Here is a 19,233-nt window from a genome sequence, read left to right on the forward strand (position 1 = left end):
CGACGCGACCCGGTGACGGACGGGAGGCGCGGTGCCGGCTGGCACCGCGCCTCCCGTCCGTCTGCGGTCCGGTCCGTTCGCGGTGGCGTCCGTCCGCTGTGGCGTCCGTTCGCGGTCGCGTCCGCGAGAGGATGGCCGGGTGCGCACCGCGACCGACCTCCTCGACGCCCTCGTCCGTCACGTCGACGCCACCGGCTTCGCCGCCCACGGCCTCCACGTCCTCGTCGGGGACGACGCCGCCGAGCACCACTGGACGCCCGACGTCCGCCGCGAGGTCCACTCCGTCGCCAAGGGGATCGCGGTCCTCGCCACCGGGATCGCCGCCGACGACGGACTCGTCGACGTGGACGTCCCGGTGTCGACCCTCCTGCCCGCCGTACGCTTCGGGGCGGGCACGGACGCGATCACGCTCCGGCACCTGCTCACCATGACGAGCGGTGTCGACATGCCGTGGTCCGAGACGGAGCTCACCGACTGGCCGGACCTCGCGGCCGAGTTCCTCGGGCGCCCCTCGCGCGGCCGGGTGTTCCAGTACGCGAACGCGAGCACGTACACGGCGATGCGGGTCCTCGAGACCCGGGTCGGCGACGTCGGCGCGTTCGTCGCCCGGCGGTTGTTCGACCCGCTCGGCATCGAGGACGTGCCGTGGGCACGCTGCCCGAACGGGTACGTCGCCGGCGGCGAGGGTCTGGCGCTGCGCACCGGCGAACTCGCACGGATCGGCCGACTGGTGCGCGACCGCGGGGAGTCCGCGGGGCGACGCATCGTGGGCGCACGCTGGTGCGACGCGATGCACTCCGACTGGGTCGAGCGCGACGGCACGGGCCCCGGCTACGAGCGGTACGCGATGGCGGGGTGGGGCGGCCCCGGCCGACTCTGGCGGCTGCACGGCGCGTACGGGCAGATGCTGCTCTTCGACGGCGACACGGTCGTCACCGTGACGGCGGACGACCACTTCGGAGCGGACGCCTTCGCGGCGGTCGTCGCGACGGAGCTGGAGTCGGAGGAACGGGCCGACCGGGCCTGAACGCCGCGGGCCGACGGTCGAGAGCCGCGGGCCGAGGGCCGAGGGCCGAGGGCCGGGCGTCAGTGGCGCCGTCGGCTCGAGATCAGTCCGCCGAAGACCAGCACCACCGCCACGCAGAAGACGATCAGTCCCGCGGGGTCGAAGCCGTCGAAGTTCATGGTTCCTCCTGGAGTCCTGTCCCGACGGTACGACCGCGTTCCTCGACGTGCGCGGTGTCCGGGACCCCCGGGCATTCCGGCCCGCACAGGTTCCTCCGGCGCAGGCGGGTTCGTCCGGGGAACGCACCCGATCCCGCCGGAGTGCGCATGTGCGCCCGCTGCGAGCGCTCCGGCCGAACGGGTGCGATGATGATCCGCGGCCGTCGCCCGACGGCGAAGACGCCGTCGGACGGACGGTGAAGAGACGGAAGTGACGAGCGTGACCGAGACCCGCTCTCAGACCCCGACGACCGACACCTCCGACGACGCCGGCACCCACGGCCCCGCGAAGGGCATCGCCGCCCTCGCCCTGGCCGCCCTCGGCGTCGTCTTCGGCGACATCGGCACGAGCCCGCTGTACGCGCTGCGCACCGTGTTCACGATCGACGGCGGCATCGTGCAGGCCAACCAGGAGGACGTCTACGGCGTGATCTCGATGATGTTCTGGAGCATCACGATCATCGTCTCGATCAAGTACGTCCTCGTGCTCATGCGCGCCGACAACAACGGCGAGGGCGGGGTGATGGCGCTCGCCGCGCTGGCCCGACGCCTCTACGCGAAGCGCCGCGGGGGAGCGACGATCTTCCTCGTCATCGGGATCGTCGGCGTCTCGCTGTTCTACGGCGACTCGGTCATCACCCCGGCGGTGTCCGTGCTCTCGGCCGTCGAGGGGCTGCAGACCGCCGCTCCGAGCGTCGGCCACCTCATCGTGCCGATCGCGGCGGTCATCCTCGTGGTGCTGTTCGCGGTGCAGCGGGTCGGCACGGGCAAGGTCGGCAACCTGTTCGGCCCCGTGATGCTGCTCTGGTTCGTCGTCATCGCCGCCGCCGGGGTGCCGCACATCCTGGCGCACCCGGGCGTCCTGCAGGGGCTCTCGCCCACGTGGGCCATCGCGTTCCTCATCGCGCACCCGTACATCACGTTCGTCGCGATGGGCGCGGTCGTGCTGGTCATCACCGGCGCCGAGGCCCTCTACGCCGACATGGGCCACTTCGGGCGGACGCCGATCCTCCGCGCCTGGTTCTTCGTCGTCTTCCCGGCCCTCGTGCTGAACTACCTCGGCCAGGCGTCGCTGGTGCTCAACCAGCCCGGGGCGGCGAAGGACCCCTTCTTCCTGCTCTTCCCGAGCGCGTTGCAGATCCCGGTCGTGATCCTCGCGACGATGGCCACCGTCATCGCGAGCCAGGCGGTCATCTCCGGGGCGTTCTCGCTGAGCCGCCAGGCCGTGCAGCTCGGCCTGCTGCCGCCGCTCACCATCCGGCAGACCTCCCGACAGGAGGGCGGCCAGATCTACCTGCCGGCCGTCAACCTCCTGCTGTTCATCGGCGTGATGGCCGTCATGCTCGCGTTCCGTTCCTCGGCGAGCCTCGCCACCGCGTACGGGGTCTCCGTCACCGGTGCGCTCGTCGTCGACACGCTCCTGCTGCTGCTCGTGGTGAAGCCGCTGTGGCACTGGAAGACGTGGAAGCTCGTCGTCGCCGCGGTGGCGTTCGGCGGGCTCGAGTTGACGTTCCTCGCCGGCAACCTGTCGAAGATCCTGCACGGCGGATGGGTCCCGCTGCTGATCGCGCTCGCGGTGATCACGCTCATGACCACGTGGCGTCGTGGCCGGCAGCTCGTGCAGGAGGAGCGCAAGGAGCGCGAGGGGTCCCTCGCCGACTTCATCGAGAAGATCAACACGAAGGGCATCCCGCGCGTGCAGGGTGTCGCGATCTTCCCGCACCCCAACAAGGAGACGACGCCGCTCGCGCTCCGGGCGAACGTCGAGCACAACCACGTGGTGCACCGGACGGTCGTCATCGTGTCCGTCATCACCGCGAACGTGCCCCACGTGCCGCACGCCAAGGCCTTCTTCCGTGACGACCTCGGCTACGAGGACGACGGCATCGACCACATCACGATCAAGTTCGGCTTCTCGGACGACCAGGACCTGCCGAAGGCCCTGCACGCGGCCTGCCTCGCCGAGGTGCTCGACGTCGACCCCGAGGAGATGGCGAACGCGTCGTACTTCATCTCGCGCGGCGCTCTCCGCCCGGTGGCGGGGAACCGGGGCATGGTCGGCTGGCGCAAGAAGCTCTTCGTCGGGCTGGCGCACAACGCCGCCGACCCGGCTGCCCGCTTCGGGCTGCCGGCGCACCGCACCGTGACGATGGGCAGCGACGTCGAGATCTGACGACCGTCGCCCGCGTCAGCAGCAGTCGCAGGCCTCGACCTCGCGCTCGCCGGTGAGCGCGGCGACGGGCTGCTTGCAGGCGTCGCCCCGCCAGGCCTCGAGCCCTTCCCGGACCGCGAACACCACGACGACGAGCCCGGCCACCGGGTCCGCCCAGGTCCAGCCGAACAGGGTGTTCAGCAGTAGGCCGACCAGGACGGCGGCGGAGAGGTAGCTGCACACCAGGGTCTGCTTCGAGTCCGCGACGGCCGACGCCGAACCGAGCTCGCGGCCCGTGCGCCGTTCGAGCAAGCTGAGGAACGGCATCACGGCCAGGCTGACCGCGGCGAGCACGATGCCGACCGTGCTGTGCTCCGGCTCGCGCAGTCCGGCCAGCGTCAGCACCGCGTCGACCGAGACGTACAGGGCGAGCCCGAAGAACGAGACGGCGATCACGCGGAGCGCCGTCCGCTCGCGCCGCTCGGGGTCGGGCGCCGCGAACTGCCACGCGACCGCGGCCGCGGAGAGCACCTCGACGATCGAGTCCAGGCCGAAGCCGATCAGGGCGGTGGACGACGCGACCGAACCGGCGCTGATCGCGACGACGGCCTCGACGACGTTGTACGTGATGGTGGCGGCGACGATCCATCGGATCCGGCGGCGCAGCACCGCGCTCCGGACGGCCGTCGGACGCGGCCCGAGGGGCAGCGCGGCGCTCATGCGCCCGGCCCGCAGCAGAGCGGCACGGCACAGGCGTCGTCGGTGCACGGCGCGCCGTCGTCGACCGCCAGCACGACGTCGACGAGCGACTCGAGTGCACGGGCGAGGTGCGCGTCCGCGATCTCGTAGCGGGTCCGGCGGCCTTCCGGCACGGCCACGACGATCCCGCACCCGCGGAGGCACGCCAGGTGGTTCGACACGTTCGCCCGGGTGGTCCCGAGGTCGTCGGCGAGCACGGCGGGGTACCGGGGCGACTCGAGCAGGCGGAGGAGGATCCGCGCGCGGGTCGGATCGGCGAGGGCGCGGCCGAGGCGGTTCATCACCTCGAGGCGTGGTGCGACGAGCAGCATGTACCAACAGTACAGCGAGGACTGTACCGATCGGGGGTAGACGGGTACGTCGGGTACAGCGAACCTGGACGCCGGGGGATCCAGGCCGGGAATCGACTAACCGACGAGCAGCGACGCCCGATACTCCATCGCACAAGCACCACGGCCATCGCAACACACGCACACCCCCACGCAGGAGGCAGTCAGCATGCGGTCCCCGTCCGTCCTCGTCGCCGCGCTCTCGATCGCACTCGTCGCCGCGACCAGCCTCGCTGCCGGCGCGCCCGCCGGAGCAGCGGCCCTCCCCGCCTCGTCGAAGGCGACCTCGACCGTGCCGGACGGCCGGACGATCCCGAAGACGAACGTCACGACGAACGGCCGGACCTGGAAGCAGACGTTCCGCGCCGGGTTCGACAGTGCGGCGCCGGTCGGCAAGTTCGCGACGACGTACCCGCGGATCGGTCTCTACGACGGCTTCACGGACACGACCGGCAAGGGGAAGTACGCGCCGTCGAAGGTCCTGAGCGTGAAGGGCGGCGTGCTCGACTTCGCGCTGCACACCGAGAAGGGCCAGCCCCTCGTCGCTGCGATCATGCCCGACGGGTACGCCCCGCACAAGACGGGTCGGGTGTCGATCCGGTACAAGACGACGAAGACCCAGGGCTACAAGTTCTCGACGATCCTCTGGCCGTCGAGCGACGACTGGAACGAGGGCGAGATCGACTGGCCCGAGGCCGACCTCGGTGCCCGCCCCCGCCCGGCCTCAGCGGTGCCCGGCAGCTGGACGCCGCTCGGCATGCGGTTCGAACCGGGCAAGGAGACCTTCGCGCCCTCGGACAGCACCGGCTGGCACGTCGCGACGACCGAGTGGGACAAGGGCATCGTCCGGTTCTACTGGGACGGCAAGCTCGTCTCGTCGACCACCAAGGCGGTGCCGACGACGGCCTTCCGCGTGACCATGCAGGCGGAGACCACCACGAACGGCGGGGCGATCCCGGCGAGCGCGGTCGGGCACGTCAGCGTCGACTGGATCGCGATCTGGAACTGACCGGGCGCCGGCCCCGCTGACCGACGCGGGAGCCGGGGCGGCCGTGCCCGCTCAGTGGGTGCGGCCGCGCAGCCGTCCGATGCCCAGCACGACGGCGACGACCACCAGGCCGAGCAGGAGCCCGACCACCGCCGACACCGCGGTGTCCACGATCCACGTGACGACCGGCCCGGTCGCCTCGATGCCGTGCTCGATCGCGTGCAGCAGGTCGTACGGGCCGTGCCAGAACGTCTCCGCTAGGTTCGCGATCACGAGGTGTCCGCCCACCCAGAGCATGGCCACCGTGCCGACGATGCCGATCACACGGAACACGGTCGGCATGGCGCGGACGATCCGCGCGCCCGTCCGCCTCGTGCGACGGACGCTGTTCTTCATCATCTGCAGCCCGATGTCGTCGATCTTCACGAGCAGGGCCACGGCGCCGTAGACCGCCCCGGTCATGACGAGCCCGATGACGATGAGCGCGCCGAGCGTCGGCCAGAGTCCGAGGTCGGGGTCGAGTCCGGCGAGGGCGATGAGCATGATCTCGGTGCTGAGGATCAGGTCCGTGCGGATCGCCCCGAACACGAGCTTCGGCTCGGCGACGGTCTCCTCGGACTCGCTGACGTGGTGCGCGCCGAACCACTCGGTGACCTTCTCGGCCCCCTCGAAGCACAGGTAGGTGCCGCCGAGCAGCAGCAACCACGGCAGCACCCACGGCGCGAACGCGGTGAGCAGCAGCGCGAGCGGGATGATGATGACGAACTTGTTGAAGAGGCTGCCGAGCGCGATCCGCCCCACGACCGGCAGCTCGCGCGCGGGCGAGAGCCCCTGCACGTACTGCGGAGTCACTGCGGCGTCGTCGATCACGACGCCAGCGGTCTTGGCGCTGGCCTTGAGGGCCGCGGAGAGCACGTCGTCGACGATGGCGAGCAGACCGACTGACATGCGCTCAGACTAGGGCCTCGGCGCGTCCCGTCGGCGCAGGGTCTGCGAGGGGGACTCCCCGTACACCTCGGCGTAGTACCCGGAGAACCGCCCGAGGTGGTTGAACCCCCACGACAGCGCGACCTCGGCGACCGTCACGCGCTCGGGGTCGCCCGCGAGCAGTTCGGCGCGGACCCCGTGCAGCCGGGCCTCGCGGAGGAACTGCATCGGCCGGACGCCGACGTTCCGCTGGAAGGCGGCCTGCAGTCCCCGTGCGCTCACCCCGGCAGCAGCGCTCACCTGGGCGACCGTGAGCGGCCGGCGGGCGTTCGCGACCATCCACTCCTTGGCGAACCGGATCGTCGACGACCCGACCGCCACCGTGGGCGCCGACGACGGCGTCGCGTCGAACGCCGCCGCCACGGCGTCCGCGATCGACTGGTTCCAGCGTGCGCGGACCGTCTCCGGCGCGTTCGGGTCCAGGAGGCGCGGTGCGGCCTCGCCGATCCGGCTGCGGAGCAGCCGCAGCGCGTCCACCCCCAGCGTGCGGCGGAACGCGAGCTGCCGCGGCTCGTCGTCGCCGCGGCGCGCGGCGGCGATCGACTCGAGGAACGCGCCACCGAACCGGACCGAGTGCTGTCCGGATGGGAGCCCCTCGAACGTGAAGTCGCGACCGACCGGGTACATCACCGGGATGCCGGGCAGCAGCTGCACCGGGTCGCGGGTCCCGGTGTCGATCGTCATGCCGGGGCCGGTCGCCCACGCGAGGACGTAGTCGTGACCGGGGACGATCGTGCCCCACCGTCGTGCCGCCACGTCCGAGGTGCCCACCACCACGTCCGGGTCGCCGACGGCCCGGAAGCGGAAGGCGAACCCGTCGCGGGCAGCATCGCCGATGTGGATGTCACGGCTGTCGTACACCCGCTCGTACAGCGCCACGGCGTCGTCGAGGGAGGACCCCCGGCGATCGACGTGGATCGGCGCGACATCGTGGACCATGTCCGACCAGTGTCGCGCATGTCGTCGGCGATCGGTCACATCGCGACGCAGTTCGCGCACCCGACCACGGACGCGACTGCGTTCGGCGGCTGTTCCGTACGGGCTGCCAGACGCCGCCGAGGACGGTGAGGACAGCGGCGGATCCGTCGCTCGGACGGAGGACCACATGTACTTCCACGCACAGACCTGGATCAACGAGATCGCCGACGGCGAACCGGACCCCGCGGCCGCCAACGCCCTGCAGGAGGGACTCGGCGGGCAGTTCGGCGAGATGCGCACGATGATGCAGTACCTGTTCCAGGCGATGAACTTCCGGGGTCCGGCCGCGAAGCCGTTCCGCGACCTCATCCAGGGCGTCGGGACCGAGGAGATCAGTCACGTCGAGCTCATCGGCACCACGATCTCACGGCTGCTCGACGGTGCTCCCGAGTACTCCGGCACGCCCACCGACCCGCTCGACACCCCCGGGGCGAAGGGGGCGACCCCGCTGCACATCGCGCTCGACACGGGCAACATCCACCACTACCTCGTCGGTGCCCAGGGAGCCCTGCCGGTCGACGCCGCCGGGAACCCGTGGAGCGGCAGCTACGTGTACAACTCCGGCAACCTGCCGCTCGACCTGCTGTACAACCTCATGCTCGAGTCGACCGGCCGCCTGCAGAAGTGCCGGATCTACGAGATGACCGACAACCCCACCGCTCGCAGCACCATCGCGTACCTGATCGTGCGCGACCAGGCGCACGAGAACGCCTACGCGAAGGCGCTCGAGGCCCTCGGCGTCGACTGGGGGAAGCTCCTGCCGATCCCGAAGACCAACGCCGAGGCGTTCCCCGAGGTCAAGGCGCTCGTCGACCTGGGGCTGCAGAGCAAGCAGTACAGCTTCGACCTCGACGGTGCGTCCGAGGCCGCGAAGATCTTCCGCGGCGCTTCCCCGTCGAACGACGGCACCGATCTCGACGCGTCCGAGCAGGCACCCGCCGGGGTGCCGTCGTTCATCGCGCCGGAGCGGCTCGAGGAGTTCGCGCCGGGGCTCGACGCCGATCTGCTCGCACTCATCCAGCAGACCGCGGAGCTCGAGCTCGACCAGGCCGAGACGCCGGTGTACGGCCCCGTCGCCTGACCGGTCTCAGTCGAGGCAGAACTCGTTGCCCTCGACGTCCTGCATGACGATGCACGACTCGTTGACCTCGTCGGCGAGCATGCGGCGGAACTGCGTGGCGCCGAGGGCGACGAGCCGGTCGCTCTCGGCGTCGAGGGCGGCGAGCCGTTCGGCGCCGACGAGCCCGCTGCCGACCCGGACGTCGAGGTGCACGCGGTTCTTCACGACCTTGCCCTCCGGCACGCGCTGGAAGAACAGCCGCGGGCCGACTCCGGTCGGGTCCACGCACGCGAACGCCGAGCCGCGGTGCTCCAGGGGCAGCGCCCGGTCGAAGGCGTCCCACGAGTCGAACCCCTCCGGTGGCGGCGGCACCACGTAGCCGAGGACCTCGCACCAGAAGCGCGCCACCCGCTCGGGGTCCGCGCAGTCGAACGTCACCTGCACCTGCCGCACCGTCGCCGTCATGGCGCCACTGTACGTCGTGGGCGCCACCACGCGCCGGGCCGCCACCGCCGTCGGGAGGCGCACCGCGCCTCCTGGGTCAGAGGGTGGAACCCTCGAGCCGCACGCGGTCGCCGCGGTACCGGTCGAAGACGGTCTGGACCGGCACGCCGTCGAGGTCGTGGTACGTGACCTCGCGCACGATGAGCGGCGCGCCGACCTCGGTACCGAGCATCTTCGCCGTGTGGGCGTCGGCCGCCTCGCTGCCGATGGTGACGAGCACCTCGCCGCGCGACGCGTCGAAGAAGTCGCGGAGCACCGTCGTCATGTTGATCGGCCCGGACAGGCTCTCGGGGGAGTGCGTGTAGCGCACCGAGAAGTAGGCGGCGCGGAGCCCGATCACGTCGTCGTCGGTGACGAGCAGGTTCTCGATCATCCGGACGTGGTCCTCGTCGATGCGGAGCCGTTCGCGCACGAGCGGGAAGCTCGGCACGATGCGGTCCTCGAAGCGCTCGACGTAGACGTGCTCGCTGTCGGCGTCGATGTCGGTGAGGGGCACGACGACCCCGCGGTGCGTGACCTTCGTCCCGACGCGCGGCCGGCGCTCGAGGAACCCGGTGTCCCGGAGCTGCGCGAGTGCGGCGCGGACGGACCCGCGGCTCGTGTCGAACAGCGTGACGAGGTCCTCTTCGGCGAGGGGAGCGTCGGGTGCGATGTGCCCCTCGCGGATCGAGGCGGTGATGAGGTCGCGGACCCGTCTCGCCGAGATCTGTCGGCCGCGTGAGGACCCGCCCTTCGCGCGCGGGTGGTCGGACAGCGTGTCGCTCATCGTGACTCCGATCGTCGCAGGATCTCACCGCCACGATGCGGCTCGGGTGCAGTGAGTATACGACGCTCGTCGCGCAGGGCAACGGATTCCTCCGAACCGCGCGAACGGCGTGAACGGTCGGGGGAAGTCCCTCTCACCTGGGCTTTCCTTTCGCCGCTGGTCGCTTAATGATCCGGTTACACCCGGAGCGGTCGTCGGAAACGAACGATCGCGAGCATTGCTGACCACCACCCGATGCGACGGAAGGCCGGCACATGACCGTGAGAGAGCCCGACATCGTCGACGATGCGACCCGTGCGGAGGCCGAACGTCTCGCCGCCCTCGACACCTCGTTGACGGCGAGGCGACGAAGCGTCCGGGAGCGCCTCTGGTTCCTGCGCCCGGCCGGACTGACCGTCGCCAACGTCCTGGTGTTCGTCCTCGTCTCGTTCTTCCTCGTGCAGCTCATCCCCGGTGACCCGGTCGTGTCGGCCACCGGCGGACGCCTGTCCGGCGCCGAGCTCGAGCAGGCGCGGGAGTCCTACGGGCTGACCGGCTCGTGGATCCAGCAGCTCGGTACCTACCTGACGCAGCTCGCCCACCTCGACTTCGGCACGTCGATCGCCACCGGCCGACCGGTCGCGCAGGACCTCGCGACCCGGGTCCCGGCGACGCTCGAGCTCGTGTTCTGGGGGCTGCTCCTCGCCTCGGCGGTGTCGCTCGTGACCGCGCACTTCATCGTGACGCACCGCCGCAACCGCTTCGCGAAGCTGCTCACCGCCTACGCCCGGTCGGCGGGTGCGCTGCCCGAATACGTCATCGGCATCGCGTTCCTCTTCGTCTTCTACGCCGAGCTGCACTGGGCCCCGGCGCCGAGCGGCCGCCTCGACCCGCTGCTCATCGCGCCGCCCACCGTCACGAACTTCCCGATGGTGGACGCGCTCATCACCGGGGACCCGGCAGCCTTCGCGTCGTACGCGCAGCACCTCGTGCTGCCCGTCGTCGTGATGGTCGTCGCGCACTCCCCGCTGCTCATCAAGATGCTCATCGTCAACCTGGACCAGGCGATCGACGACCCCGCCACCCGGTTCCGTGTGGCGTCCGGAGCGTCCCGCCGGACGGTCCTCGCGAGCATCTACCGCCGGGCGCTCCCCTCGGCGGTCGCCACGCTCGGCATGCTGTTCGGCCTGTTCCTCGGCGGCGCGGTGGTCCTCGAGTCGCTCTTCGGTCTCGGCGGACTCGGGCAGTACGCCGTGGACGCGGTGAACGCCTCCGACGTCTTCGCGCTGCGGTCGTTCCTCCTCGTCACCGCGGCGATGTGCCTCGTCATCTACCTCGTCACGGACATCGTCACGATGCTCCTCGACTCGAGGCGGCGCGCCGGCGTCGCCGGGAAGGACGCCTGATGGCGCTCGACACCCCCACCGCGCTGCCCGAGCCGACGACCACCGGAGCGGGGAGCACCCGCTCGACGCAGGACGGTCGCGTCGGTCGACCGGCCGGGCGCACCGGCTTCGTCCTGCGGCTCGTCCCCTTCGTCGTGCTCGTCGTGCTCGCGGTCGTCGGGCCGTTCCTGGTGAACCACCCGGCCACGTCGGTGGTCGGCGGGCAGTCGGAGGCCCCGTCGGGGGAGTTCTGGTTCGGCACGGACGCGAACGGCCTCGACGTCTACTCCCGGGTGATGACCGCGTTCCGCCTCGACATCGTGATCGCGATCTGCATCACGGTCATCGCCACCGTCGTCGCCATCGTGATCGGGCTCGTCTCGGGCATGTACCAGGGCGACCGCACCGTGCTCGGGTTCGTGGCCCGACTGCTGGGGCGCGCCGTCGACCTCGTGCAGTCGATCCCGGTGATGATCGCCGGACTCGTGATCGTGTCGTTCTTCGGACGCAACGCCGTGGTGATCACGCTCGCCCTCGCGATCGTCCTCATCCCGTTCCAGGCGCGGCTGATGCGCACCGAGGTCCTCCGCACGCGGTCGGACGGCTACGTCGACGCCGCCCGGATGTCCGGCGAGTCCGAACTGCGCCTGCTCCTGGGCCACGTGCTGCCGAACTCCGCCCGGACGACGATCGAGAACACCTCGACGATCTTCGGGATGGCGATCATCTTCTGCGCCGCCCTCGGCTTCCTCGGCGTCGGCATCCCGACACCGACCGCGGAGTGGGGCACCATGCTCGCCGCCGGTGCCCCGGACGCCGCGGTGGGGCGGTGGTGGCCGGTGCTCTTCCCGGCAGCCGCCCTCGGCCTCTCCGTCTGGTCCGCCTCGGTCCTGGTCGCGGCCTTCGTCGGCCGATCGCGGGTCTGACGGCGACCACCCGCCCCACGCGCCCCCTCCTCCCCACCCACACCGTCCCTCCCGTCCCATCCCCTTCCCCAGGAGACCCCTGCCCATGCTGAACATGAAACGCACCATCGCCGCCGCCGCGATCGCGGTCGTCGGCGCCCTCGGTCTCGCGGCCTGCAGCGCCGGCGGGAACGCCGCCTCCAGCGCCTTCGTCATCGTCACCGCGGCCCAGCCGCAGAGCTTCTCGTACGAGACCAGCGCCACCGGGTACGAGGCCGCCGAGTTCTTCAAGAACACCGGAGCCTCGCTCATCCGCAACGAGTACGTCGACGGCACCGGCGGTCAGGCCGAGCACGAGGACTACAACAAGTTCGCCCCGGTCCTCGCGAAGAGCTACGACGTCTCGGACGACGGCCTCACCTACACGTTCCACCTCGACACGGACGCGAAGTCGACGGCGGGCAACGCACTCACCGCCGACGACGTGATCTGGAGCATCCAGCGCAAGTTCGCCGTCGAGACGAGCATCGTGCCGTTCATCAGCGCCCCGTTCATCACGAAGCCGGACCAGTTCGCGAAGGTCGACGACGAGACCGTCACCCTCACGCTCGACAAGGCGAGCTACGGCTACACGGCCCTGTCCCTGCTCGCGAACGTCGGCTACAACATCTACGACGCGAAGGTCCTCAAGGAGCACACCACGTCGAGCGACCCGTGGGCCGTGAAGTGGTCGGGCACGCACCCGAACTTCGGCTTCGGGGCCTACAAGGTGGACACCTACACGCCCGGTGAGCAGACGATCTACACCGCGAACGCCGGGTACGCCGAAGGCAAGCCGTCGATCGCCCGGATCGTCCAGCGCGTGGTCGCGGACGCCGGCCAGCGCGCCAACCTGGTGAAGTCCGGCGACGCGCAGATCGCGGCCCAGCTCCGTCCGGCCGACCAGGTCGAGCTCAAGGACGCCGACGCCGCGCAGGTGTTCGACGTGCCGACGAACGCGTACGTGTACATGCCCCTCCTCACCACGAAGGGCACGTTCGAGGACGTCGCCGTCCGCCGCGCACTCGCCGCGGCGATCCCCTACGACAAGATCAACGAGAACGTCTACCACGGTCGGGCCGACTCCATCTCGAGCATCCTCTCCGACGCCGACCCGGGCTTCGACGGCAGCGGGCTCACGGCCAACGAGACCGACCCGGCCGAGGCGAAGAAGATCCTGGCCGACGCCGGGTACACCGACCCGGTGAAGTTCACCCTCACCGTGAACAACTCCGTCCCGGACCTGCAGGAGACCGCCGTCCAGATCCAGACCGCGGTGAAGGACGCCGGCTTCGACATGACCATCGACACGGTCAACTCGTCGACCTTCCAGGCCGGACTCGCCGCGAAGACGTTCGAGGCGTCCCTCGGTCGCGACTACGCGGTCGTGCAGTCGCCGCCCTACGTCCTGTCGCTCTTCTACACGCCGGGCTCCGCCATCAACTGGCCGGACTTCGACAACGCCGAGCTCAACCAGGCCATCGCGGACGGCAACGCCGCGGGCGACCCGACCGGGGCCGAGGCGGGCAAGTACTGGAACGCCGCGCAGAAGGTCCTGCAGGACCAGATGCCGACGATCTACATCAACTACGTGCAGCCGCTCAACGCCTTCGCGAAGGACGTCGACGGGTACGTGTTCCGCTCCGACAACGTCATCGACTACTCGCAGCTGCAGCTCGCCTCGAGCTGAGCGACGACAGGGAGAACACCATGAACGACCAGTCGGCCCCGGTCCTCCGGGTCACGGACCTCAACGTCACCTACGGCACGAACCACGCCGTCCGCCACGCCGACCTCGTGGTCCGGCGCGGGGAACGCGTCGCCGTCGTGGGTGAGTCGGGCTCCGGCAAGACGAGCCTCGCGGGCGCCATCGCCGGGTTCCTCGACGCCGGGACCGTCGAGGTCGAGACCCTCGAGCTCGACGGCAGCTCGATCGAGCGGACCGGGCCGGCCGGTCGGATCCCGGTCCGGACCCCCGGGCTGTCGATGATCTTCCAGGACGCGATGTCGTCCCTCGACCCGGTGTGGACGATCGGCAGCCAGCTGGTCGCCGTGCTCCGGGCCACCGAGCGGGTGTCGAAGCGACGCGCCACCGCCGATGCCCTCGAACGGCTCCGTGCCGTGGGCATCACCGACCCGGACCGGGTCATGGGTGCCGAGCCTCACGAGCTCTCCGGGGGGATGCGGCAGCGCGTGATGATGGCCATCGCGCTCGCCTCGAAGCCCGCACTGCTCATCGCCGACGAACCCACGAGCGCGCTCGACGCATCGCTCGCCGTCGGTGCGATGCAGCTCATGGTCGACCTCGCCGAGCAGGAGGGGACGGCGGTGCTCGTGATCACGCACGACATCGAGCTCTGCCGGCGCTTCACCGACTTCGTCGTCGTCATGTACCAGGGCGAGATCGTCGAGCAGCTGCCGTCCTCGCGACTCGACGAGGCCACCCACCCGTACACCCGTGGACTGCTCGAGTGCGTGCCGACCCTGGCGTCCGCACGGCTCGACGAACTGCCGACGCTCGAGTCGGTCCGCGCCCGACTGGAAGGAACGGCGGCATGACCGGCATCCGCATCGAGGCCACCGGGGTCGCCCGGCGCTACGGCCGCAAGACCGCCGTCCGGGACGTCTCGTTCGTCCTCGGCGCGAGCCAGCGCGTCGGCATCGTGGGGGAGTCCGGCTCGGGCAAGTCCACGATGGCGAAGATCGTCACCGGACTCGAGCGGGCCTCCGCCGGCACGATCACCGTGGACGACCGGGACCTCCGGTCGATCATGTCGACGCGTGCCGGTCGGCTCGAGTACCGACGACGGGTGCAGCTCGTCGCCCAGGACACCACCTCGACGTTCGACCCGCGACACCGCATCCGCGAGTCGCTCCGGACGCCGGCGCAGATCCTCGGCGGGCACGACGTCGCCGGTGCGGACGCCGCGATCGGCGAGATCACCACGGAGCTCGGCATCGACCCGAGCTGGGTCGACCGGTACCCGTCCGAACTCTCCGGCGGCCAGCGGCAGCGCATGTCGATCGCCCGGGCGCTGGTCGTCCGACCCGACCTGCTCGTGTGCGACGAGGCCGTCTCGGCGCTCGACGTCTCGGTGCAGGGCGTCGTCCTCAACCTGCTCAAGCGCTACTCGAACGACCACGGCGCCGGCCTCATGTTCGTGTCGCACGGGCTGCCGGCGACCGCGTTCATCACGGGCGAGCTCGTCGTCATGAACCAGGGCGAGGTGGTCGAGTCCGGCCGCACGCTCGAAGTCCTCGAACACCCCAGACACCCGTACACGCAGAAGCTCGTCGACGCCCACCTGGCCGTCGAGGAGCCCGTGGCGTAGTCCCTCCCGGACGCGCCCGCCCTCCCACACGAAAGGCTCCACATGTTCCACCTCGGATGGTTCCTCGGCAACGGCTTCGGCATCCAGGCCTGGTCCGACACGAACGGCGACGGTCCCTGGACCGGCACGAACGTGACCGACTGGATGAAGCCCGACATCTACATCGACCTCGCGAAGAACCTCGAGCGCGGCGGCTTCGACTACATCCTCATCGAGGACACCGCGATGGTCGAGGACTCGTACCGCGGCACCGCCGACACCTCGCTGCGGCGCGGTTTCATGGCGCCGAAGAACGACCCCATGCCGCTCGTCCCGCTCATGACGCAGGCCACGAAGCACATCGGCATCGTCCCGACGTTCTCGACGATCCAGTACCCGCCGTACCTCGCCGCACGCCTCGGCACGACGCTCGACCACCTCACCGAGGGGCGCATCGGCATGAACGTCGTGACGAGCGTCACCGACCGCGTCGCCCAGAACTACGGCTACGAGCAGCACCTCGACCACGACGAGCGCTACCGGATGGCGATCGAGTGGGCCGACGTCGTGAAGGCCCTGCAGGGGTCCTGGGAACCGGGGGCCGTGGTCGCCGACCCGGTCGCGGGCGTCTACGCCGACCACACGAAGGTGCACCCGATCGACCACCGCGGCGAGTTCTTCCGCTCGCGCGGGCCGCTCAACACGATCCCGGGGCCGCAGGGCGTCGTCCCGATCTGCTCGGCCGGTGGATCGGAGATGGGCCGGCAGCTCGCCGCGCTCCACGACGACACGATGATCGCCCTGTCGAAGACGCCCGAGAGCGCGAAGGCGTACCGCGACGACATGCGCGCCCGGGTCGCCGCCGCCGGCCGGAACCCGGACGACGTGAAGTTCCTGTTCATCGTCACGCCGACCATCGCCGCCACCGACGCCGAGGCGCAGGCCGCCTCGGAGGCCGCCCGGCTCGCGATGTCGTCGGACAAGGCGATCGAGTACAACCTCTGGAACATGTCGTACACGTCCGGTGGTCGCATCGACTTCGGGGCGATCGACCCGGACACCCGGGTCGAGGACATCGACATCTCGAAGCAGAACGGCGAGTACACCTCGATCGAGAAGCTCTTCGAGGGCCAGCAGGGCCGCACGCTGCGCGAGGTCGTCGCCTCGTCGCACCAGGTGAACGACCTCGGGTTCGTCGGCTCGCCGGACACCGTCGCGGCGAAGATGGGCGAGTTCATGGAGCACGTCGGCGGCGACGGCTTCCTCGTCTACATGCCGACGACCCGCCTCAACATGGCCATGGTGGCCGACGGCCTCTCCCCGGCCCTGCGCCGCCGGGGGCTCATCCGCGACGAGTACACCGGCACGACGCTCCGCGAGAACCTGCGGGCGTTCTGATGCCGGGCGCCCCGGCGCTGTTCGAGGCGATCGAGCTGCGCGGCACCCGGTTCCGCAACCGGCTCTGGGTGCCCGCGCTGACGATGTTCACGGTGGAGGCCCGGGACGGCATGCCGACCCCGTTCCACCACGTGCACCTCGGCGGGCTCGCGCTCGGCGGCGCCGGGGCGATCGTCGCGGAGTGCACCGCCGTCACCCCGGAGGGCCGGGTCACGCCGTACGACCTCGGGCTCTGGGACGACGCGCAGCGCGACGCCTGGCGCCCGACCACCGCGTTCGTCCGCGACCAGGGCGTCCGCATCGGCATCCAGCTGAGCCACGGCGGTCGCAAGTCGTCCACCGGGCGGAGCTGGGACCGGGTCCGCGGCACCGTGCCCGTGGCGGACGGCGGGTGGCCCGTCGTGGGACCGTCCACCGTGCCGTACACCGGGTACGCGGCCCCGCGGGAACTCAGCACCGACGAGGTCCGCGGGATCCACCGGGCGTTCGTCGCGGCGGGCGTCCGGGCGCGCGACGCGGGGTTCGAGTTCGTCGAGCTGCACGCCGCGCACGGGTTCCTGCTGCACCAGTTCCTGTCGCCGCTCGCCAACACGCGCGACGACGAGTACGGCGGCTCGCTCCACGGACGGGCCCGCCTCCTGCTCGACGTCGTCCGCGACCTGCGCGCCGCGCTCGGCGACGGGTTCCCGATCCTGGTGCGCTTCTCGGCGACCGACTGGGTCCCCGGGGGCTGGACCGAGCAGGACACGGCGACCACGGCCTCCTGGGCGGTGGCGGCCGGCGCGGACCTGTTCGACGTGTCCACCGGCGGGATGGTCCCGGACGCCGAGATCCCGGTGTTCCCGGGCTACCAGATCGGGCACGCGGAACGGCTGCGGGCCGCCACCGGTGCACCGGTCGGCGCGGTGGGGCTGGTCACCACCGCCGACCAGGCCGAGGCGGTCGTCGCCGAGGGCCGGGCGGACGTCGTGTTCGTCGGCCGTGAGTTCCTGCGCGACCCGCGCTTCGGACTCCGCGCCGCCGCCGAGCTCGGCGCCTCCATCGACTACCACCCGCTGCCGTACCACCGGGCGCAGCACCGTCCGGCACCACACCACCTCCCACGGAAGGCACACCCATGTTCCACCTCGGTTGGTTCCTCGGCTACGGCTTCGGCGTCTACGGCTGGAACGGGCAGTGGTCCGGCAACGTCCGCCACGACGTCGCCAACCCGCAGCTCTTCGTCGACGCCGCCACCTCGCTCGAGCGGGCCGGGTTCGACTTCATGATGCTCGAGGACTCGTCCGTCCTCCCCGACGTGTTCGGCTCCTCGTTCGAGCACTCGCTGCGCTCCGCGATCGTGCGGCACGACCCCATGCCGCTGGTCCCGCTGCTCGCCGCCGCGACGAAGCACCTCGGCATCATCGCGACCGCCGCGACGCCCTTCTACCCGCCGTTCCTCGCGGCCCGGCTGATGTCCACGCTCGACCACCTGACGCACGGCCGCGTCGGCATCAACCTCGTCACGGCCTCACCCCACGCGGCCGCGCAGAACTACGGCTACGACCAGCACTTCGAGCACGACGAGCGGTACGCGATGGCCGACGAGTGGATCGACGCGGTCCGGGCGCTCTGGGACACGTGGGACGCCGACGCCCTCGTGCTCGACGAGGCGACCGGCGTCTTCGCCGACCACACGAAGGTGCGGTACGCCGACTTCGCGGGGAAGTACTACCGCACCCGTGGGCCGCTCAACACGGTCGCCAGCCCCCAGGGACACCCCGTGGTCTGCCAGGCCGGCGGCTCCCCGGCGGGTCGCGACCTCGGCGCGCGCAACGCCGACACGCTCATCGCCTCGGCACCGGGCGTCGACGCCATGCGCGAGTACGTCGACGACATGCACCGACGGATGGTCGGGTTCGGCCGCGAGGAGACGGACGCGAAGATCCTGTTCCTCGTTGAGCCCGTGCTCGCCGACACCGACGACGAGGCCGAGGCGAAACAGGCCCGACAGCTCGCCGCCACCCGGGAGAACATCGACGCGCAGCTGGCGAACCTGTCGTACACGTCCGGGTTCGACTTCGCGCAGTTCGACCTCGACGAACCGCTGCCGGCGGACCTCAAGGGCAAGAGCAACGGGCACCAGAGCGTCATCGAGGCGTTCCTGGCGAAGGCCGACGGCAAGACGCTCCGCGAGGCCCTCCCCGCGCAGCGCGACACCACGGGATCGGTCCGGCTCGTCGGCAGCCCCGAGACGGTCGCCGACCAGATGGAGGAGGCGATCGCCGCCTCGGGCGCCGACGGCTTCCTGGTCGGGCTCCCGGTGACCCGGAAGAACCTCACGGAGGTCTGCGACGGACTCGCGCCGGTGCTCCGGCGCCGCGGTCTGGTCAGGGACGGCTACGAGCACGAGACGTTCCGCGAGAACCTGCTCGCGTTCTGACACGCGAGTTACCGGGAGGCGCGGCTCGACTCCGCCCCTGACCTGCG

17 protein-coding genes and 1 pseudogene are annotated in these 19,233 nt (G+C 70.9%); 12 read left to right on the forward strand and 6 right to left on the reverse strand.

The window, feature by feature from the left end:
• The first annotated feature begins 139 nt into the window (after positions 1-139).
• Both QE359_RS07710 and QE359_RS07715 read left to right on the forward strand, forming a co-directional pair.
• Positions 140-1,027: a serine hydrolase domain-containing protein gene (locus tag QE359_RS07710; protein ID WP_309778723.1), complete on the forward strand. Its 888-nt coding sequence runs from the start codon at positions 140-142 to the stop codon at positions 1,025-1,027.
• Positions 1,028-1,435: 408 nt separating this feature from the next.
• Positions 1,436-3,397: a potassium transporter Kup gene (locus QE359_RS07715; protein ID WP_309778724.1), complete on the forward strand. Its 1,962-nt coding sequence runs from the start codon at positions 1,436-1,438 to the stop codon at positions 3,395-3,397.
• A gap of 15 nt (positions 3,398-3,412) precedes the next feature.
• On the opposite strand, the gene QE359_RS07720 is transcribed toward QE359_RS07715, so the two are convergent.
• Together QE359_RS07720 and QE359_RS07725 are read right to left on the reverse strand one after the other, a co-directional pair.
• Entirely contained in the window at positions 3,413-4,096 is a 684-nt protein-coding gene (locus tag QE359_RS07720) for a cation transporter (RefSeq protein WP_309778726.1), read from the reverse strand.
• A complete protein-coding gene (locus tag QE359_RS07725; RefSeq protein WP_071295328.1) occupies positions 4,093-4,446 on the reverse strand; it encodes a helix-turn-helix transcriptional regulator in 354 nt (117 codons plus the stop codon). The genes QE359_RS07720 and QE359_RS07725 overlap by 4 nt, the downstream gene beginning before the upstream one ends.
• 187 nt (positions 4,447-4,633) lie before the next feature.
• Between QE359_RS07725 and QE359_RS07730 the strand changes: the two genes are divergently transcribed.
• Positions 4,634-5,473, forward strand: coding sequence for a glycoside hydrolase family 16 protein (locus tag QE359_RS07730; RefSeq protein WP_309778728.1), 840 nt, complete (start codon positions 4,634-4,636; stop codon positions 5,471-5,473).
• A 51-nt stretch (positions 5,474-5,524) separates the two neighbouring features.
• Here the strand turns inward: QE359_RS07730 and QE359_RS07735 are convergent, their stop codons facing one another.
• The gene (locus tag QE359_RS07735) at positions 5,525-6,400 is read right to left on the reverse strand and encodes a DUF808 family protein (RefSeq protein WP_071295327.1); all 876 of its coding nucleotides are present in this window, start codon (positions 6,398-6,400) and stop codon (positions 5,525-5,527) included.
• A 9-nt stretch (positions 6,401-6,409) separates the two neighbouring features.
• Positions 6,410-7,378, reverse strand: coding sequence for a helix-turn-helix transcriptional regulator (locus tag QE359_RS07740; RefSeq protein ID WP_309778729.1), 969 nt, complete (start codon positions 7,376-7,378; stop codon positions 6,410-6,412).
• Between the two features lie 166 nt (positions 7,379-7,544).
• Between QE359_RS07740 and QE359_RS07745 the strand changes: the two genes are divergently transcribed.
• Positions 7,545-8,498, forward strand: a complete 954-nt coding sequence (locus QE359_RS07745; RefSeq protein ID WP_092384462.1) for a manganese catalase family protein — start codon at positions 7,545-7,547, stop codon at positions 8,496-8,498.
• Between the two features lie 6 nt (positions 8,499-8,504).
• On the opposite strand, the gene QE359_RS07750 is transcribed toward QE359_RS07745, so the two are convergent.
• Together QE359_RS07750 and QE359_RS07755 are read right to left on the reverse strand one after the other, a co-directional pair.
• Positions 8,505-8,942 carry a VOC family protein gene (locus QE359_RS07750; protein ID WP_309778730.1) on the reverse strand — a complete coding sequence of 146 codons (438 nt, stop codon included), beginning with the start codon at positions 8,940-8,942 and terminating at the stop codon, positions 8,505-8,507.
• A 76-nt stretch (positions 8,943-9,018) separates the two neighbouring features.
• On the reverse strand, positions 9,019-9,747 hold the full coding sequence (locus tag QE359_RS07755) for a GntR family transcriptional regulator (protein WP_022907943.1): 729 nt from the start codon (positions 9,745-9,747) through the stop codon (positions 9,019-9,021).
• A 254-nt stretch (positions 9,748-10,001) separates the two neighbouring features.
• Between QE359_RS07755 and QE359_RS07760 the strand changes: the two genes are divergently transcribed.
• The 8 genes and pseudogenes from QE359_RS07760 to QE359_RS07795 all read left to right on the forward strand — a co-directional run.
• Positions 10,002-11,132: an ABC transporter permease gene (locus QE359_RS07760; RefSeq protein WP_309778731.1), complete on the forward strand. Its 1,131-nt coding sequence runs from the start codon at positions 10,002-10,004 to the stop codon at positions 11,130-11,132.
• A complete protein-coding gene (locus tag QE359_RS07765) occupies positions 11,132-12,037 on the forward strand; it encodes an ABC transporter permease (RefSeq protein WP_309778732.1) in 906 nt (301 codons plus the stop codon). The genes QE359_RS07760 and QE359_RS07765 overlap by 1 nt, the downstream gene beginning before the upstream one ends.
• A 94-nt stretch (positions 12,038-12,131) precedes the next feature.
• Positions 12,132-13,745: an ABC transporter substrate-binding protein gene (locus tag QE359_RS07770; protein WP_309778733.1), complete on the forward strand. Its 1,614-nt coding sequence runs from the start codon at positions 12,132-12,134 to the stop codon at positions 13,743-13,745.
• Positions 13,746-13,765: 20 nt separating this feature from the next.
• Positions 13,766-14,614: an ABC transporter ATP-binding protein gene (locus QE359_RS07775; protein ID WP_092384455.1), complete on the forward strand. Its 849-nt coding sequence runs from the start codon at positions 13,766-13,768 to the stop codon at positions 14,612-14,614.
• Positions 14,611-15,387 (forward strand): ABC transporter ATP-binding protein, encoded by a 777-nt coding sequence (locus QE359_RS07780; protein WP_092384453.1) that lies wholly within the window; start codon positions 14,611-14,613, stop codon positions 15,385-15,387. The genes QE359_RS07775 and QE359_RS07780 overlap by 4 nt, the downstream gene beginning before the upstream one ends.
• A gap of 42 nt (positions 15,388-15,429) precedes the next feature.
• Positions 15,430-16,764, forward strand: a complete 1,335-nt coding sequence (locus QE359_RS07785) for an NtaA/DmoA family FMN-dependent monooxygenase (protein WP_022907949.1) — start codon at positions 15,430-15,432, stop codon at positions 16,762-16,764.
• Entirely contained in the window at positions 16,764-18,032 is a 1,269-nt protein-coding gene (locus QE359_RS07790; protein ID WP_309778734.1) for an NADH:flavin oxidoreductase/NADH oxidase, read from the forward strand. The genes QE359_RS07785 and QE359_RS07790 overlap by 1 nt, the downstream gene beginning before the upstream one ends.
• Positions 18,011-19,186 (forward strand): annotated as a pseudogene (locus tag QE359_RS07795) (NtaA/DmoA family FMN-dependent monooxygenase); the annotation flags it as partial. The gene QE359_RS07790 and the pseudogene QE359_RS07795, both read left to right, overlap by 22 nt.
• Between the last annotated feature and the right edge of the window lie 47 nt (positions 19,187-19,233).

This window comes from Curtobacterium sp. SORGH_AS_0776, from assembly GCF_031453355.1.
GTDB lineage: Bacteria > Actinomycetota > Actinomycetes > Actinomycetales > Microbacteriaceae > Curtobacterium.

Bases quoted from the DNA above. Each gene is read 5' to 3' on its own strand.
- QE359_RS07720 (WP_309778726.1), bottom strand. From the start codon at position 4,096: ATGAGCGCCGCGCTGCCCCTCGGGCCGCGTCCGACGGCCGTCCGGAGC.
- QE359_RS07725 (WP_071295328.1), bottom strand. From the start codon at position 4,446: ATGCTGCTCGTCGCACCACGCCTCGAGGTGATGAACCGCCTCGGCCGC.
- QE359_RS07730 (WP_309778728.1), top strand. From the start codon at position 4,634: ATGCGGTCCCCGTCCGTCCTCGTCGCCGCGCTCTCGATCGCACTCGTC.
- QE359_RS07735 (WP_071295327.1), bottom strand. From the start codon at position 6,400: ATGTCAGTCGGTCTGCTCGCCATCGTCGACGACGTGCTCTCCGCGGCC.
- QE359_RS07740 (WP_309778729.1), bottom strand. From the start codon at position 7,378: ATGGTCCACGATGTCGCGCCGATCCACGTCGATCGCCGGGGGTCCTCC.
- QE359_RS07745 (WP_092384462.1), top strand. From the start codon at position 7,545: ATGTACTTCCACGCACAGACCTGGATCAACGAGATCGCCGACGGCGAA.
- QE359_RS07750 (WP_309778730.1), bottom strand. From the start codon at position 8,942: ATGACGGCGACGGTGCGGCAGGTGCAGGTGACGTTCGACTGCGCGGAC.
- QE359_RS07755 (WP_022907943.1), bottom strand. From the start codon at position 9,747: ATGAGCGACACGCTGTCCGACCACCCGCGCGCGAAGGGCGGGTCCTCA.
- QE359_RS07760 (WP_309778731.1), top strand. From the start codon at position 10,002: ATGACCGTGAGAGAGCCCGACATCGTCGACGATGCGACCCGTGCGGAG.
- QE359_RS07765 (WP_309778732.1), top strand. From the start codon at position 11,132: ATGGCGCTCGACACCCCCACCGCGCTGCCCGAGCCGACGACCACCGGA.
- QE359_RS07770 (WP_309778733.1), top strand. From the start codon at position 12,132: ATGAAACGCACCATCGCCGCCGCCGCGATCGCGGTCGTCGGCGCCCTC.
- QE359_RS07775 (WP_092384455.1), top strand. From the start codon at position 13,766: ATGAACGACCAGTCGGCCCCGGTCCTCCGGGTCACGGACCTCAACGTC.
- QE359_RS07780 (WP_092384453.1), top strand. From the start codon at position 14,611: ATGACCGGCATCCGCATCGAGGCCACCGGGGTCGCCCGGCGCTACGGC.
- QE359_RS07785 (WP_022907949.1), top strand. From the start codon at position 15,430: ATGTTCCACCTCGGATGGTTCCTCGGCAACGGCTTCGGCATCCAGGCC.
- QE359_RS07790 (WP_309778734.1), top strand. From the start codon at position 16,764: ATGCCGGGCGCCCCGGCGCTGTTCGAGGCGATCGAGCTGCGCGGCACC.